The sequence below is a fragment of the Streptomyces sp. NPDC055632 genome, from assembly GCF_053618675.1.
This window is the reverse complement of record NZ_JBSHHY010000008.1, coordinates 1-14,409: the sequence shown is the minus strand read 5'-3', so window position 1 is coordinate 14,409 and position 14,409 is coordinate 1. Positions and strand designations below refer to the sequence as shown.

Below are 14,409 nucleotides of genomic sequence, written 5' to 3'. Positions count from 1 at the left end.
TCGAACGTGTTTTCGGGATGGGGTGAGGGTTCGGTGCGGGCGGCGGATCCGTGCGTTCACCCGGGGATCGCCCCGCCGTCGCGCACGCGTCGCCCCGCGTTGTGGCCGGAAACGGACCATGGGCCCGCCGTCACTGGCGCCGTTCCACGCATGCGTCTCCGTCTCCGTCTCCGTCCTCTCCGTCTCCGTCCTCCATGTGCTCCGAGGGAGTTCCCCCAGATGATTCCGCGCCTCCTGCGCCGCCGGCCCGCCGCCGTGGTCCTGCCGCTGTCCGCCGCGCTCGCCCTCACGGTGGTCGGGGGGACGGCGGACGGGGCGCCGGCGCACCGCGGCCCCGACGGCTCCGCCGGACGCGTCGTCTCCACCGCGGCCCTGCCCGACATCCCGCTGGCCGCGTTCAGCAACGGCATGCTCCCGGGCAGCGTCGCGGACGACCGGGACGTCGACCTGGGCGGCATCGGCAGCGACCTGTTCCCGGCCGAGCGGCGCGGCGAGTACTGGACCGTCACCGACCGCGGCCCCAACGGCCAGATCGAGATCGGCAAGGACAAGCGCCGCACCTTCCCCGTGCCCGGCTTCGACCCGGCCATCGTGAAGATCCGCGCCGTCGGCGGCCGGATCCAGGTCCTGAGGACCATCCCGATCACCACCTCCCACGGCGCCCCCGTCACCGGCCTGTCCAACCAGCCCGGCCGCGACGAGGCCCCGTACACGTACGACGCCTCCACCCCGCTCCCGTACGACCCGAACGGCCTGGACACCGAGGGCGTCGTGCGGGACCGGGACGGCAGCTTCTGGCTGGTGGACGAGTACGGGCCGTCCCTCGTCCACGTCTCCGCGAAGGGCCGGGTCCTCGCCCGCCACGTGCCCGAGGGGCTGGGTCTGACCGGCGCCGACTATCCCGTGGTCGAGTCGCTGCCCGCGATCTTCCTCAAGCGCAAGATCAACCGCGGCTTCGAGGGCCTCGCGCTGCTCCCCGACGGCGACCTCGTCCTCGGCCTCCAGAGCCCGCTGCTCAACCCCGACGAGGCCGCCGGCAAGGACTCCCGCACCACCCGGCTGCTGCGCTTCTCGCCGCGCGAGAACCGGGTCACCGCCGAGTACGCCTACCGCTTCGACCCGGTCGGCACCGTCGAGCCCGGCCAGACCAAGACCTCCGAGCTGAAGCTCTCCGCGCTCGTCGCCCTCGGCGGCGACCGCCTCCTCGTGCAGGAGCGCACCGACAAGTCCGCCCGCCTCCACGAGGTCCGCCTCCGCCGCTCCGACGACATCCTCGGCTCCGTCTGGGACACCGGCGCGCGGCCCACCCTGGAGCAGCTCGACGACCCGGCGTCGGCGCGCGTGCCCGTCCTGCGGAAGCGCCTGGTCGTCGACCTCAACACGGTGAAGGGCGTCCCCGGCAAGATCGAGGGCGTCGCCGTCGAGGGCTCCTCGACCCTCGTCCTGCTCAACGACAACGACTTCGGCATGACGGACGGCCCCGGCGCCTTCGACGCGAAGGGGCGCCTGGTCGACAGCGGCGTGGAGACCACCCTCGTCAAGGTGCGGCTCGACCGCCCCGTCCGCTGACGTCACGGATCCCGGTTTCCGGCCCCCCTCGCCCTCACCGCAGGGTGAGGGGGGTCTCCGACGCGACGCGGGTCAGCTTCTCGGGGTTGCGGACGTAGTAGAGGCCGGTGATGCGCCCGTCCTCGACCCGGAGCGCCATGACGCCGTCGAACTCGCCGTCCAGGTACACGGCCAGCGCCGGGTCGCCGTTGACCGCGGTGGACTCGCAGGTGACCGCGAACCCGGCCTTCGCGGAGCCGCCGAGGTAGAAGCGGGCCACCTTCCCGGCGCCGACGACCGGCCGCAGCGCGGCCCGTTTGACGCCGCCGCCGTCGCTCACCAGGACGACGTCGGGGGCGAGCACGTCGAGGAGGCCCTGGAGGTCCCTGGCCTCGACGGCGTTCCGGAACGACTCCAGGGCCGCCCTGGCCTCGGACGGGGAGACCACCCGGCGGGGCCGGCGGGCGTCGACGTGCCGGCGGGCGCGGTGCGCGATCTGGCGGACGGCGGCGGGGTTCTTGCCGACGGCGGCGGCGATCTCGTCGTAACCGACGTCGAAGGCCTCGCGCAGCACGAAGACGGCGCGCTCGGTCGGCGACAGCGTTTCGAGGACGAGCATCATCGCCATCGACACGCTCTCGGCGAGCTCGACGTCCTCGGCCACGTCCGGCGCGGTCAGCAGCGGCTCGGGCAGCCACTGCCCGACGTAGGCCTCCCGTCGGCGGCTCGTCGCGCGCAGCCGGTTGAGCGCCTGCCGGGTCGTGATCCTGACCAGGTACGCGCGCCGGTCGCGCACCTCCGCCGGATCGACCTCGATCCAGCGCAGCCAGGTCTCCTGGAGGACGTCCTCGGCGTCGGCCGCCGAGCCGAGCATCTCGTACGCGACGGTGAAGAGCAGATTGCGATGGGCGACGAAGGCGTCGGTGGCGGCCTCGATCCCGGAAGCCCCTGCCCCGGAGGCCCTCGCCCCGAAGGCCTCCGCCTCGGAGGCACCCGCCTCGGAGGCCCCCGCCTCGGAGGCCCCCGCCTCGGACTCGCTCACGTAGAACTCCCTCGCATCGGACTCCCCCGCATCGGGTCGCTTCACGTCGGCTCCTTCAGGACCGGGCTCGGGGCCGGTCGTCGTCGGCGGCCCGCGGGAGTGCTTCCGGGGCAAGAGCCTGCTCCGTGCGCCCGGCCCGCGCCAGCCGCCGGCGCCGGGTGCCGCCGGGGATGCGGTGGAGGCGGTACGAACCGGGGGCGTCCGCCTCGCCGGCCAGGTGCCCGACGATGCCCGCGCACACCTTCTCCTTGAGCTTCGCGCCCGCGCGCCCGTCGACGTGGAACCGGACGGCGTTGTCGCGGCGGGCGAACTGGAAGATGCCCTCCTGCCGCCCGAGGCTGATGCACTGGCCGGCGAAGAGCTCGTTGAGGGGCTCGGGCCGTTCCCCCGCGATCCGGGCGAGCACCGTGTCGGCGGCCCGCGCGCCCAGCGGGATCGCCGCCTGGCAGCTCATCCGCAGCGGCAGGCCCGAGGGCGCCGCCGAGTCCCCGGCCGCGACGACGCGCTCGTCGTCGACGCTGGTCAGCGTCTCGTCGGTGAGCAGGCGGCCCAGCGCGTCGGTGCTCAGCCCGCTGCGCGCGGCCAGGTCCGGCACGCCGAACCCGGCCGTCCAGACCGTCACCGCGCTCGGCAGCTCGCGCCCGTCGGCGAGCCGCACGGTCGCGCGGGTCACCTCCGTCACCCTCGTGCCGGGACCGTCGAGCACGGCCACCCCGAGCCGGTCCAGCCGCCGGGCGACCGAGCGCCGGCCCCGGGAGTGCAGGTACGGGCCGAGCACGCCGCCGCAGACCAGCGTCACGGCACGCCCGGCCTCCGCCAGCTCGGCGGCGGTCTCGATGCCGGTCGGACCGGCCCCGACGACCGTCACCGGCGCCGTCGCGGGCGCGGCGTCCAGCGCCGGCCGCAGCCGCTCGGCCTCCTCCAGGGAGGCGAGCGGCCGGGCGAACTCGGCGGCCCCCGGCACGCCCGGGTCGGCGCTCCCGCTGCCCACCGCGTAGACCAGGTGGTCGTAGCCGACCGTGCCGCCGTCGGCCAGCTCCACGCGGCGCCCGGCCGTGTCGATCCGCACGGCGCTGCCGACCACCAGCCGGACGCGCCCGCCCAGTACCTCCGGATAGCCGACGACCGCCTCGCCGGTCCCGCCGACCAGCTGGTGCAGCCGGACCCGGTGGACGAACGACGGGCGCGGATTGACGAGCGTCACCGTCACGTCGTCGCGCCGCGTCAGCCGGTTGGCCGCCATGACACCGGCGTACCCGCCGCCGATCACGACCACCTCGGTGTTCCCGGTCATGGTGTCTCCTCCGTTCAAGGGGGGCGCCCCTTCGAGGGGCTCGTCCTCAAGACACCGCGCGACGGGTTTTTGTGACATCTCCGGTGGCTTGTGACGCGGATCACTCCCCGTGAACGGCTGGAGCGGTCCGTGCCCGGCCTCCCGCGGTCCCCCTCAGCGCGTGTGCGAGGTGGTCGGCGAGGCGGGGCAGCCAGTCGGGCCGCGCGTTGCCGAGGAGGTGGTCGCCGTGCGGGACGGAGAGGTGGGTGCCGCGCGGTGCCAGGCGGGCCAGCGGCTCGCCGTTCGTCACGCCGGGGATGACGTCCCGGCCGCCGTCCACGACGAGCAGCGGCGCCGTGATGCGGGGCGCCAGGCCGGTGAGGTCCACGTGCCGGGCGAACTCCCTTGCCGCGTCGGTCCCTCCCGTGCGCCGGACCACCATGTCGCGCACCGGCTGGGGGAGTTCGTCCCAGTCGAGGCGGAACGGGCCGCTGACGGTGGCGACCGCCGCCACGCGCGGTTCGAGCGCCGCCGCCCGGGCCGCGAAGTACCCGCCCAGGCTGAGGCCGACGAGACCGACGCGCGGGACGCCGAGGGCGTCGACGACCCGGGCCACGACCTCCTCGTACTCCGGTACGAGGGTCGACGTCGCCGCGAGCGCGCCCTGCCCGGGGCCGTCCATCGCGAACACCGCGAGGCCCCTGGCGAGCAGCGCGGACACCAGGTCGAGGAACTCCTCCTTGGCGGAGTCGAGCCCGGGGACGACGATCACGGTGCCGACCGCGTCGGCACCGGGTACGGGGGAGCGGGGGAAACGCAGCCGGCCCGTGAACCCCTCGCCGCTCAGCCGCCGTGCCCCCGGCTCCAGGACCGCGAGCGCCCGCCCCAGGGCGTCGTCCGCCGCGGCGGCGGCGCGGGCCGCTTCCGGGTACGGCGCCAGGGTCGCGACGTGGAACCACCGGGCCGCCGTCAGCAGGTGCGTGCCCGCCGAGGCGGACGATCCGGCGTCCTCGGCGCGCCTCAGGTGCTCCTGCCCGGTGCGCAGGAAGGCGGGACCCCAGTCGGCGACGGAGGCGAGGCCGTCGGTGACGCGCCGGTACTCGTGCGGGTCGAGGCCCGCGCCGGTGGCGCGCGTCCACTGCATGGCGGCGAAATCGGCGACGTCGGGGGTCTCGGACGGATCGGGGCGGTCACTCATCGGGCTTCTCCCGTCAGCAGGACGGCCTTGCCGCGTATGCGGCGTTCCCGCAGGTCGACAAGGGTGTCGGCGGTCAGCTCCCAGGGGGCGACCCGGCCGATCTCCGGGTGCAGCCGGCCCTGTTCCACCAGGCGCACCAGGGTCGCGAGATCGGGGCCGTAGGGGGCGCCGGCGTAGTGGAAGTGCCGGATCGTGACGCGCTCGGGCCCGCCGAGGAGCGCGAAGAAGTCGAGGGTCGCCGGGGTGCGGCTCGCCTGGCCGAACCAGACGAGCGTGCCGCCCGGCCGCACCTTCGCGAGGGCGAGGGGCAGGTCGGGACCGCCCGTGGACTCCAGGACGACGTCGAACGGTCCCGCCGCCTCCGCGACGCCGTGCACCACGCGCGCGCCCAGCTCCGCGAGCCGCGCGCCGCGCTCCGGACCGGCCGTCACCGCCGTCACCTCGGCGCCGGCCGCGACGGCCAGTTCGGTGACGTAGTGGCCGACCCCGCCCGAGGCACCGGTGAGCAGCAGCCGCAGGCCGGCCGTCGCGCCGACCGCGCGCAGCAGCCGCAGGGCCGTGATCCCGGCCAGGGGCAGGGCGGCCGCCCGTACGCCGTCGACGCCGTCCGGGAGGACCGCGAGGGAGTGGACGGGCACGGCGGCGTACTCGGCCCAGCCGCCCCGCGCCGGATGCCCGACCACACGGGTGCCGACGGCGGGCCCGGAGCCGTCCGCCGCCTCCTGGACGACGAGCCCGGCGACGTCCTTGCCGGGCGAGAACCCCGGCTCGGGGTCTTCGAGGAGGAACGTCTCGCCCCGGTTCGGCGCGAACGCCTCCACCTTGACCAGTACCTCCCCCGCCTCCGGTACGGGCTGGGGGACCTCGGCGAAGGCGACCGGACGCGCCGCCTCCCCGGTGGGAATCAGTCTCTGCATGCCGGGCATGCAAACCCGGCGCCCGGCCGCCGATCCAACAACGGAAGGGAGAGGCCGACAACCGTCGGTTGTCACCTAAGGTGAGGGCCGTGGATGTGGGGGCCGTGGATCTCGACGTGGCGCAGGTGCGCGCCTTCGTGCGCACCGCCGAGGAGCTGCACTTCGGGCGGGCGGCCGAAACGCTCGGGATCTCCCAGCAGGCCCTGTCGAAGAGGATCGCACGGCTCGAATCCCTGCTCCGCGCCCCGCTGTTCCTGCGGGACGGCCGGGGGGTGTCCCTCACCGGGGCCGGCCGGCGCTTCCTCGGCCCGGCCCGGCGGACGCTGGAGGCCGCCGACGCGGCGGTCGCCTCGGTGACCGGGGAGGAGCGCCCGCTGCGCGTGGACGTCTGGGGCCACCTCTACGCGCCGACGCGCACGCTCGCCCGAGTGGCCGGATGGTCGGGCGAGTTGACGCTCGGACACGGGCGCGACCTGGCGTCGGTGACGGGCGCTCTCCTCGCGGGCGACGTCGACGTGGCCTTCGGCCGGGTCCACCCCCCGCTGCGCGCGGGCCTGACCCACCGCCTGGTCCGCCTCGAACCGGTGGACGCCGTACTGGGCGCCGATCACCCCCTCGCGTCCGAACCGGCGCTCCGGCCGGAGCAGTTGAGCGACGGCGTGCTGTGGGCGCCCGGCGCGCTGGACCGGCTCGACTTCCTCCACCGGTTCGCCGACCGGTTCGGCGTCCGCGACCGGGCCGCGAGCGTCAACCTGGGCCTCGCCCACTTCCTCGCCGGGATCGCGGAGGACCCGCGCCGCTTCTCCCTGCTGCCCGCCGACGTCCCCCTGCCGGAGATCCCCGGCCTCCGCTCCGTACCCCTGGTCGACCCGACCCCGCTGTACGCCTGGTCCCTGCTGTGGCGCACCGGCGACGCACACCCCGGCCTGCCCCGCCTCACCGCCGCCTGCGCCGCCGAGGCGCGACGGAGCAGATGGCTGGAGTACGACCCCGCCCGCGACTGGCTCCCGGAACCGCCGGCGCCGGGAGGGGGCCGCGAGGAGACCGACGGCCTGCCGCGCCGACACGCGGAGGCGTCCGACCACCGACGGTCCTGACCGGGCCGGCGGTTCCGGCGGTTCCGGTCGGCGGTTCCGGCGGTTCCGGCGGTCCCGACGCCCCTGGCGGTCCCGGGACCCCGACGACGGTCCGGCGGCGCCCCGTCCCGGACGCGTACGACATGCTTCCCGCCCAACATCCGGCCCGCCCGTCCGGGGCGCTGTCAGAGGTGGCTGGCACGATGCTCCGCATGGATCTCGCACACCCGCTCGACGGTCTGGACGCCTTCCCCTGGGCCTCCTCCTCCCACGCGTACGGCAGCGCGGAGGACGTCCCCGACCTGCTGCGTGCCCTGACCGGCACCGACGCGGACGCGGCGGACGAGGCGCTGTCGGAGCTGTACGGGAACGTGCTGCACCAGGGAACGGTCTACGCGGCCAGCGTGGAGGCGGCCCCGTTCCTCGCCGGGATCGCGGCGGCCGGCCACCACACGGCCGACGTCCTGGCGCTGCTCGGCAGCATGGCCGAGAGCGAGGACGAGTGCGGTGTGGCACCGGGCGCGGTACGGGCGGCCGTGGCGCGGCAGTTGCCGCTGCTCCTCCCCCTGCTGACTGACGCCGAGCCGGACGTCCGCCGGACCGCGGCCTGGGCCCTCTCGCACACCCGCGCCGCCGAGGCCGTGCTGCCCGCGCTGCGCGCCCGCTGGGCGGAGGAGACCGACCCCGCCGTCCGCGCGGAGGTCCTGTCCGGGATCGCGCGGCTCGACCCGCGGCACGCGGCGACGGAGGCGGCCGCCGCCATGGAACCGTCCCAGCCCGCCGAAGTACGCCTGGCCGCCGTCTTCGCCCACCTCGACGCGGGCGCCCCGTGGACCGGGGCCGCGCACACGGCGATGCTGTCCCTGCTGCCCGCGGGCTCCGTGCGCTCCGGGTTCGACATCGACCGCGGCGAGCCGCTGGCCTCCGTCGTCGAGATCCTCCTGGGCCGGGACCACGAGCCGGAGCGCGAGGCGGCGTTCGCCCTGGTCGACGCGGCCCTGGGGGACGACCGGGCCGAGGTACGGGCCGAAGGCCGCTGGGCGGCCGAACGCGCCTGCGCGCTCTCGCGCAGCGCCCCGCGACGGCTGGTGCGGAGCCTGCGCGCGGCGGCCGTCGACGAGGCGTCGGTGGTCGGCACGGCGTCTCTCCTCGCCAGACTGGGCAGCGTCGCCGAACCGGCCGCGGACGTCCTCGTCCCGCTCGCCGGGCGGAACCCGGACCGGGCCGACGACCACGCCGACCGCGCGCTGGAGGCGCTCGTGCTCGTCGCTCCCGCGCAGGCGGCCCCGCTCCTCGCCGCCGGACTCGGCCGCCGCCCGCGCGCCCTCGGCGCGACCACCGGACTCCTGGACCCGCGGCACCACGCCTTCCCGTACGACAGCGGCCTCCTCGACGCGGTCCGCGCCCGCCTCGCCCGCCCCGCGGAGCTGAGCGGCAACGAGCCCTGGCGGCTGACGAACCTGCTGGCCGGATGGGGCGCAGAGGCGGCGGCCGCACTGCCCGAGCTGTGCGCGGTGCTCCCGCACTTCCCGCACCAGGCCTCCCTGGCCCTCGCCGCCGTCGCCGCCGGCAGTGACCCGGCGGACCGGGCCACGGTCGTCGCGGCGCTGTGGGCGGCGACCGAGAAGAAGGGGAGCCTCTCGGCGGCGGAGGCCCTGTACGACCTCACCGACGACCCCGCGCCGCTGCTGCGGTGCCTCGTGCGCGAACTCGGCCGCGACGGCGGGGACCTGAAGGAGGCCGCCCGGCTCGCGGCCTTGCTCGGCACCCGGGGAGCAACCCTGGCGCCGTTCCTGCGCGGGGCGCTCGACGACCCGGCGAACAGCACCACGCCCGCCCTCGACACGGACATCGCCCTCGCCGAAGCCTTGTGGCGCGTCGCGGGGGACCCGGACCCGGTGGTCGCCGTCCTGGAGTCGGTCTTCGCGCGCGCCGAACGGAACCAGTGGTCCCGTTGGTCGGTGGCACGGGCCGCCCGTGCGACGGCGCTCCTCGGCCCGGCCGGACGCCCGCTCGCCGCACGCCTGCGAGCGGCCCTGGGCGATCCGGCCCAGGCCCCGGCGGCGGTACTGGCCCTCGTCGCCGTGGCGGACCCCGCCACCCTGGACCGCACCGCCCTCGCCGCGGCCGCCCTGACGTCCGCCGAACTGGACGCCGACCCGGCCGGCGCCTGTGACGCCCTGGAAGCCCTCGGCGTCACCGCCCTCCCCGACGACCACCTGCGCCGCCTCGCCGTCCTCGCCGACGGCGACGCCCGCGTGGTCCGCTCGGGCCTCGAGGACCGCATCATCGACCAGGACGAATCCTTCCGGAACCGCGCCCGGGCACTCCTCGCGGCGTGCGGAAACCCCACGGCGACGGTGTCCTGACGAGACGGGTACGGAGCCCCGGTCACCCGGAGCCGGGCATGTGAACGGGCATGACCCCGAGCACGAGGTTCTCCATGGCCTCGGGCATCCGGCCGAAACGGGCCAACCAGCCCTCCACGACGTACAGTTCGCCGGACTCGTCCAGGCCGAGGAACGCGTGGCCGTGGCCGAGGCCGCCGACCGGGAAGAGGCTGTGGCCGATCTCCTCGCTCCACTCGCCGAACCGGTCGTCCTCGCCCAGCCCGAGGAGCGGATCCAGATCGAAAGGCTCCCGGGCACGCGTGACGCCGCTGCCGAGGTGCCCCGCTTCCAGCCCGCCGAACTCGCGGAGGAAGTCCTCCGCGGCGGCGTGGACCCGGAAACCGTCCCGCTCCAGCCGTTCCTTCCAGCCCGCCGTGTCGACGGAACGCCCGGGGTACCAGCCCGCGTCCCGCAGGACCGCTTCCACCTCGGGCGGCCACGCGTACGGCTCCTCCGCCGGAGAACCGCCCCGGCCCCGTACCGAACGCGCCGCGAACGCGACGGCCTCCACGGGGTCGGCCGTCGACAGCCGGACCACCTCCCCGGGCCGGGTGCGGGCCACCACCTCGTATCCGCCGGGACGGGCGAACAGCGCCGGGAGCGGCGAATGCCCCCACTCCTCCCAGCTCTCTCCCGCCGACACCCCCAGCTGATCCATCGACACCCACGGGTACATCGCGCCGAGCACGGCATCCCGGCGAGCGGCCTCGATCAGACGCCCCAGCGCCGGCGCACCGCGCCGCCCGTCGACGGACCGAGACCGGTACCTCTCCCGGAGCCGGGCCCAGGCCGCCGCGTGAACGGGCTGTACGTGACCGGGCCGTGCGTGACCGGTCCGTGCGTGGCCGGGCTGTGCGTGACCGGAATCCATGAACCGACCCTGCTGCCCCGCCACCTCCTCCGTCAACGGAGAACCGCCTCCCGGCCCCACGACCGCCGTCCCCCGCCACCGATCCGCCCCACGAGCCCCGGCGCCCCTGGCCGCGCCTGCCGAAAAACGTCCCCGACCAGCAAAAAGACCCTCCCGAAGGAGGGTCCCAAGCCGTACGGAGAAAAGCGCCCCCGGCAGGACTCGAACCTGCGGCCAAGTGCTTAGAAGGCACCTGCTCTATCCACTGAGCTACGGGGGCCGGTGGTGGCCGTGCGGCCAGGAGCCCCTGGTGGGTGGGGTGTGGCCTGCCGGGACAAGGATAGGGCTCCGATCGCCTTGGCCCGGTTGCTTCACCTGCGTGGCACGATGTGTAGGTTCGGTGAAGCGGAACGATAATCGCAGGCAGGTGCGATTCGCGCAGCGCTTTTCGCATCGCTCGGGGCGGGTGTTGTGCACTCGTTATGCCCCGTGTTCCGGCCACCGCCCTTTTCTTCGGCGCGCAGGGCCCCCATACGCTTCAAAAACACTCGTAAATTGGGCATTCTTCGCATGTGGTGACCTTGGACGAACGGCCTCAGCTGATCGACGCACTCTCCGCCCTGCGCGACCGTGTCGCCGCCGTGCGTCTCCCACTCCCGCTCCCCGGCGCCGACCGCGCCCGCCAGAACCGGGTCGAGCTGCTCGCCCAGCTCGACGACTACCTGGTGCCCCGGCTCAAGGACCCCGACGCCCCGCTCCTCGCCGTCGTCGGCGGCTCCACCGGCGCCGGGAAGTCCACGCTCGTCAACTCCCTTGTGGGACGCCGCGTCAGCGAGGCCGGCGTGCTCAGACCCACCACCCGCACCCCCGTCCTCGTCTGCCACCCCGAGGACCACCACTGGTTCGCCGGGATGCGCGTCCTCCCGCAGCTCACCCGCGTCTGGCTGCCCCAGGCCGACGAGGACCACCCCGTCGACGAGCCCGCCCCCGAGGACAACGCCCTCCGCGTCGAGACCGCCTCCTCCATGCCCCGGGGCCTCGCCCTCCTCGACGCCCCCGACATCGACTCCCTCGTCGTCGAGAACCGCCTCCTCGCCGCCGAGTTGATCTGCGCCGCCGACATCTGGGTCATGGTCACCACCGCCTCCCGGTACGCCGACGCCGTCCCCTGGCACCTGCTCCGCACCGCCAAGGAGTACGACGCCACCCTCGTCACCGTCCTCGACCGCGTCCCCCACCAGGTCATCGGCGAGATCTCCCGCCAGTACGGCGCCCTGCTCGACAAGGCCGGGCTCGGCGAGGTCCCCCGCTTCACCATCCCCGAACTGCCCGAGTCGACCGGCGGCGGCAGCGGACTGCTGCCCGACAGCGCCGTCGCCGCCCTCCGCGGCTGGCTCGCCCACCGCGCCCAGGACCCGGCCGCCCACCAGCAGGCCGCCGACCGCACCGCCTTCGGCGTCATCGACTCCCTCGACACCCGGCTGCCCGAACTGGCCGGCGCGGTCTCCGCCCAGTACGCCGCCGCCGTCCGCCTCGGCGGCGTCGTCGAGACCGCCTACCACGAGCAGGGCAGACGGGTGCGCAAGCAGCTCGGCCGCGGGGACGTCCTCGCCGGCGACGCCCGCGCCCGCTGGCGCGCCTACCCCCGCGACAGCACCGCCGACGAACTCCTGGACGCCCTCGCCGAGTCCCTCGCCGCCCTCCTCCACTGCGCGGTCTCCGCCGCCGAGGAGCGGGTGCGGGACGGCTGGCGCCACGAGCCCGCCGCCGAGGCCCTCGGCCCGGCGCCGACCTGCGCCGACCGGGAGACCGGCGAGCGGATCGGCGTCGAGATCCGCCGCTGGCGCCGCGTGCTCGAAGAACTGGCCGACGAGGAGGTGGGGGCCGTCGAGCGCCCCGCCGGCGCCCGCGGCGCCCTGCCCGAGGCCGACACCGTCGCCGCCCTCCTCGCCTCCTCCCTCCTCGGCGGCCGCCGCACCCGGCCCGCCGGCGAACGCCTCGCCGAACTCCTCGGCGCCCAGACCGCCCTGCGCCTGCGCGACAAGGGCGGCGAACTCGTCCTCTCGTACGTCGACCGGGTCCTGCACGCCGAACGCGACCGGCGCCTCGCCCCCCTCGACGCGCTCGACGTGACCCCCGAGCCGCAGGCGGAGCTGATCGCCGCGCTCTCCGTACTGCAGAAGGAGAAGTGACGTGCAGCTGGAAGACGGCCGCAAGCGGGACTTCGGCCTCGACGGCGACCAGGCCCGTGATCGCGACCGCTGGGACGACGGGCTGATCGCGCGCCGCGCGAGCGAGCGCGCCGCCGCCCTCGACGAGGGGCCCGGGAAGGGACCCGAGGGCGGTGGGGCGGACCGCGACGAGGATCCGCCCGCCTCCTTCGGCGGACACTACGGCCGCCCCCTCCGCAACCGCCTCGACGCACTCCACGAGCTCGTCGGCCTCTCACGCGCGCGCGTGGAGAGCGACGCACTCGCCGAGGCCGGGCGCGTGCTCGACGAGGCCGCCGCCCGCCAGCGGCTCTCCTCCCGGCACACCGTCATCGCCATCGCCGGCCCCACCGGAAGCGGCAAGTCCACCCTCTTCAACGCCCTCGCCGGCGTCTCCGTCTCCGAGACCGGCCTGCGCCGCCCCACCACCGCCGCGCCCATCGCGCTCAGCTGGTCCGAGGGCGCCGCCGGACTCCTCGACCGGCTCGCCATCCCCAACCGGCTGCGCCGCAGGCCCCTCGCCGGCGGCACGGGCGACACCGAACTCCAGGGACTCGTCCTCGTCGACCTGCCCGACCACGACTCGGCCGTCACCGCCCACCGCGACCAGGTCGACCGGGTCCTCGGCCTCGTCGACGGCGTCATCTGGGTCGTCGACCCCGAGAAGTACGCCGACGCCGCCCTCCACGAGCGCTACCTCCGCCCCCTCGCCGGACACGCCGAGGTCACCTTCGTCGTCCTCAACCAGATCGACCGGCTCGGCACCGAGGCCGCCGACCTCGTCCTCGACGACCTGCGCCGCCTCCTCGACGAGGACGGCGTGGCCCTCGGCGAGCACGGCGAACCCGGCGCCACCGTCCTCGCCCTCTCCGCCCTGACCGGCGAGGGCGTCCCCGACCTGCGCGAACTCGTCGCCCGCTTCGTCCAGGAGAAGACCGCCCCCGAGCGCCGCCTCTCCGCCGACATCGACGCCGCCGCCGCGAAGCTGCGCCCCGCGTACGTCGCCGAAGGGCGCGCCGGCCTCGACGAGCGCTCCCGGGACGCCTTCACGGACCGCCTCTCGGCCGCCGTCGGCGCCCAGGCCGCCGGCGAGGCCGCCGAGCGGGTCTGGCGCCGGGGCGCCATCCGCGCCTGCGGCACCCCCTGGCTGCGGCTCTACCGCTGGTACGAGCGGAAACGCGCGCACGGCCCCACCGACCCGCGCCCCACGCCCCCCGAGGAGGAGCTGACGGCACGCCAGCGCGTGGAGCAGGCCGTGCGGATCGTCGCCGACGACGCCTCGCGCGGCCTCCCGGCCCCGTGGGCGCAGGCCGTGCGCGAGGCGGCGACGCGCGGGGCGGACGGCCTCCCCGAGGCCCTGGACGAACTGGCCTTCTCCCTCGGCGACCCGGCGGCCCGGCCGCCCCGGCCCGCCTGGTGGCCCGCCGCCGTCCTCGCCCAGGTCGTGATGACCCTCCTCCAGGTCTTCGGCGCCCTCTGGCTGATGGGGCAGATCATCGGCGTCGTGGAGCCCGGCCTGCTCCCGCCGGTCCTCGTGATGCTCGCCGGCATCGTGGGCGGCCCGCTCGTCGAATGGGCCTGCGAGGGCGCGGTGAAGGGACCGGCGCGCCGGTACGGCCAGGAGGCCGAGCGCCGCCTGCGCGAGGCGGCCGCCGCCTGCGGCCGGGCCCGGGTGCTCGACCCGGTGGCGGCCGAGCTGGTCCGCTACCGCGAGGTGCGCGAGCAGTACGCGACGGTGGTGGGCACGCGCCCGTCGGCCCGCGTCATGGGCGCGTCGGCCCGTGTCGTGGGCGGACACCGCTCCGGTACGAGGCGCCTGGGCGCCACCCGCGCGGGCGCGCGGGGGAGGTAGACAGGGGGGAGGGAAGAGAGGCCCGGGGCGGTGCGGGGAGCCCCCCCCGCACC

10 protein-coding genes and 1 tRNA gene are annotated in these 14,409 nt (G+C 75.8%); 5 read left to right on the top strand and 6 right to left on the bottom strand.

What is annotated here, in order from left to right; translation table 11 throughout:
- Nucleotides 1–219 precede the first annotated feature (219 nt).
- The gene (locus ACWGSR_RS13445; protein WP_453566220.1) at nt 220–1,569 is read left to right on the top strand and encodes an esterase-like activity of phytase family protein; all 1,350 of its coding nucleotides are present in this window, start codon (nt 220–222) and stop codon (nt 1,567–1,569) included.
- Nucleotides 1,570–1,603: 34 nt separating this feature from the next.
- Here the strand turns inward: ACWGSR_RS13445 and ACWGSR_RS13440 are convergent, their stop codons facing one another.
- The 4 genes from ACWGSR_RS13440 to ACWGSR_RS13425 form a co-directional block, all read right to left on the bottom strand.
- Nucleotides 1,604–2,485 (bottom strand): RNA polymerase sigma-70 factor, encoded by an 882-nt coding sequence (locus tag ACWGSR_RS13440; RefSeq protein WP_453566521.1) that lies wholly within the window; start codon nt 2,483–2,485, stop codon nt 1,604–1,606.
- Between the two features lie 160 nt (nt 2,486–2,645).
- Complete coding sequence (locus tag ACWGSR_RS13435; protein WP_453566217.1) at nt 2,646–3,884, bottom strand: NAD(P)/FAD-dependent oxidoreductase; 1,239 nt, start codon at nt 3,882–3,884, stop codon at nt 2,646–2,648.
- Nucleotides 3,885–3,984: 100 nt separating this feature from the next.
- Complete coding sequence (locus ACWGSR_RS13430) at nt 3,985–5,061, bottom strand: alpha/beta hydrolase family protein (RefSeq protein ID WP_453566215.1); 1,077 nt, start codon at nt 5,059–5,061, stop codon at nt 3,985–3,987.
- The gene (locus ACWGSR_RS13425; protein WP_453566213.1) at nt 5,058–5,978 is read right to left on the bottom strand and encodes a zinc-binding dehydrogenase; all 921 of its coding nucleotides are present in this window, start codon (nt 5,976–5,978) and stop codon (nt 5,058–5,060) included. The genes ACWGSR_RS13430 and ACWGSR_RS13425 overlap by 4 nt, the downstream gene beginning before the upstream one ends.
- Nucleotides 5,979–6,082: 104 nt before the next feature.
- Between ACWGSR_RS13425 and ACWGSR_RS13420 the strand changes: the two genes are divergently transcribed.
- Together ACWGSR_RS13420 and ACWGSR_RS13415 are read left to right on the top strand one after the other, a co-directional pair.
- A complete protein-coding gene (locus ACWGSR_RS13420) occupies nt 6,083–7,075 on the top strand; it encodes a LysR family transcriptional regulator (protein ID WP_453566210.1) in 993 nt (330 codons plus the stop codon).
- 191 nt (nt 7,076–7,266) lie between these two features.
- Nucleotides 7,267–9,423, top strand: a complete 2,157-nt coding sequence (locus ACWGSR_RS13415) for a HEAT repeat domain-containing protein (RefSeq protein WP_453566208.1) — start codon at nt 7,267–7,269, stop codon at nt 9,421–9,423.
- 22 nt (nt 9,424–9,445) lie between these two features.
- Here ACWGSR_RS13415 and ACWGSR_RS13410 read toward each other — a convergent pair whose 3' ends face one another.
- Both ACWGSR_RS13410 and ACWGSR_RS13405 read right to left on the bottom strand, forming a co-directional pair.
- The gene (locus ACWGSR_RS13410; protein WP_453566205.1) at nt 9,446–10,315 is read right to left on the bottom strand and encodes an SUKH-3 domain-containing protein; all 870 of its coding nucleotides are present in this window, start codon (nt 10,313–10,315) and stop codon (nt 9,446–9,448) included.
- Between the two features lie 186 nt (nt 10,316–10,501).
- Nucleotides 10,502–10,574, bottom strand: a tRNA-Arg gene (locus ACWGSR_RS13405).
- Between the two features lie 301 nt (nt 10,575–10,875).
- On the opposite strand from ACWGSR_RS13405, the gene ACWGSR_RS13400 reads away from it, so the two are divergent.
- Nucleotides 10,876–12,486: a dynamin family protein gene (locus ACWGSR_RS13400; RefSeq protein ID WP_376236296.1), complete on the top strand. Its 1,611-nt coding sequence runs from the start codon at nt 10,876–10,878 to the stop codon at nt 12,484–12,486.
- 7 nt (nt 12,487–12,493) lie between these two features.
- A complete protein-coding gene (locus ACWGSR_RS13395) occupies nt 12,494–14,356 on the top strand; it encodes a GTP-binding protein (RefSeq protein ID WP_453566519.1) in 1,863 nt (620 codons plus the stop codon).
- Nucleotides 14,357–14,409: the final 53 nt, after the last annotated feature.

Coding starts and splice junctions, on each gene's coding strand:
- ACWGSR_RS13445 (WP_453566220.1), top strand. CDS start 220: ATGATTCCGCGCCTCCTGCGCCGCCGGCCCGCCGCCGTGGTCCTGCCG.
- ACWGSR_RS13435 (WP_453566217.1), bottom strand. CDS start 3,884: ATGACCGGGAACACCGAGGTGGTCGTGATCGGCGGCGGGTACGCCGGT.
- ACWGSR_RS13430 (WP_453566215.1), bottom strand. CDS start 5,061: ATGAGTGACCGCCCCGATCCGTCCGAGACCCCCGACGTCGCCGATTTC.
- ACWGSR_RS13425 (WP_453566213.1), bottom strand. CDS start 5,978: ATGCAGAGACTGATTCCCACCGGGGAGGCGGCGCGTCCGGTCGCCTTC.
- ACWGSR_RS13415 (WP_453566208.1), top strand. CDS start 7,267: ATGGATCTCGCACACCCGCTCGACGGTCTGGACGCCTTCCCCTGGGCC.
- ACWGSR_RS13410 (WP_453566205.1), bottom strand. CDS start 10,315: ATGGATTCCGGTCACGCACAGCCCGGCCACGCACGGACCGGTCACGCA.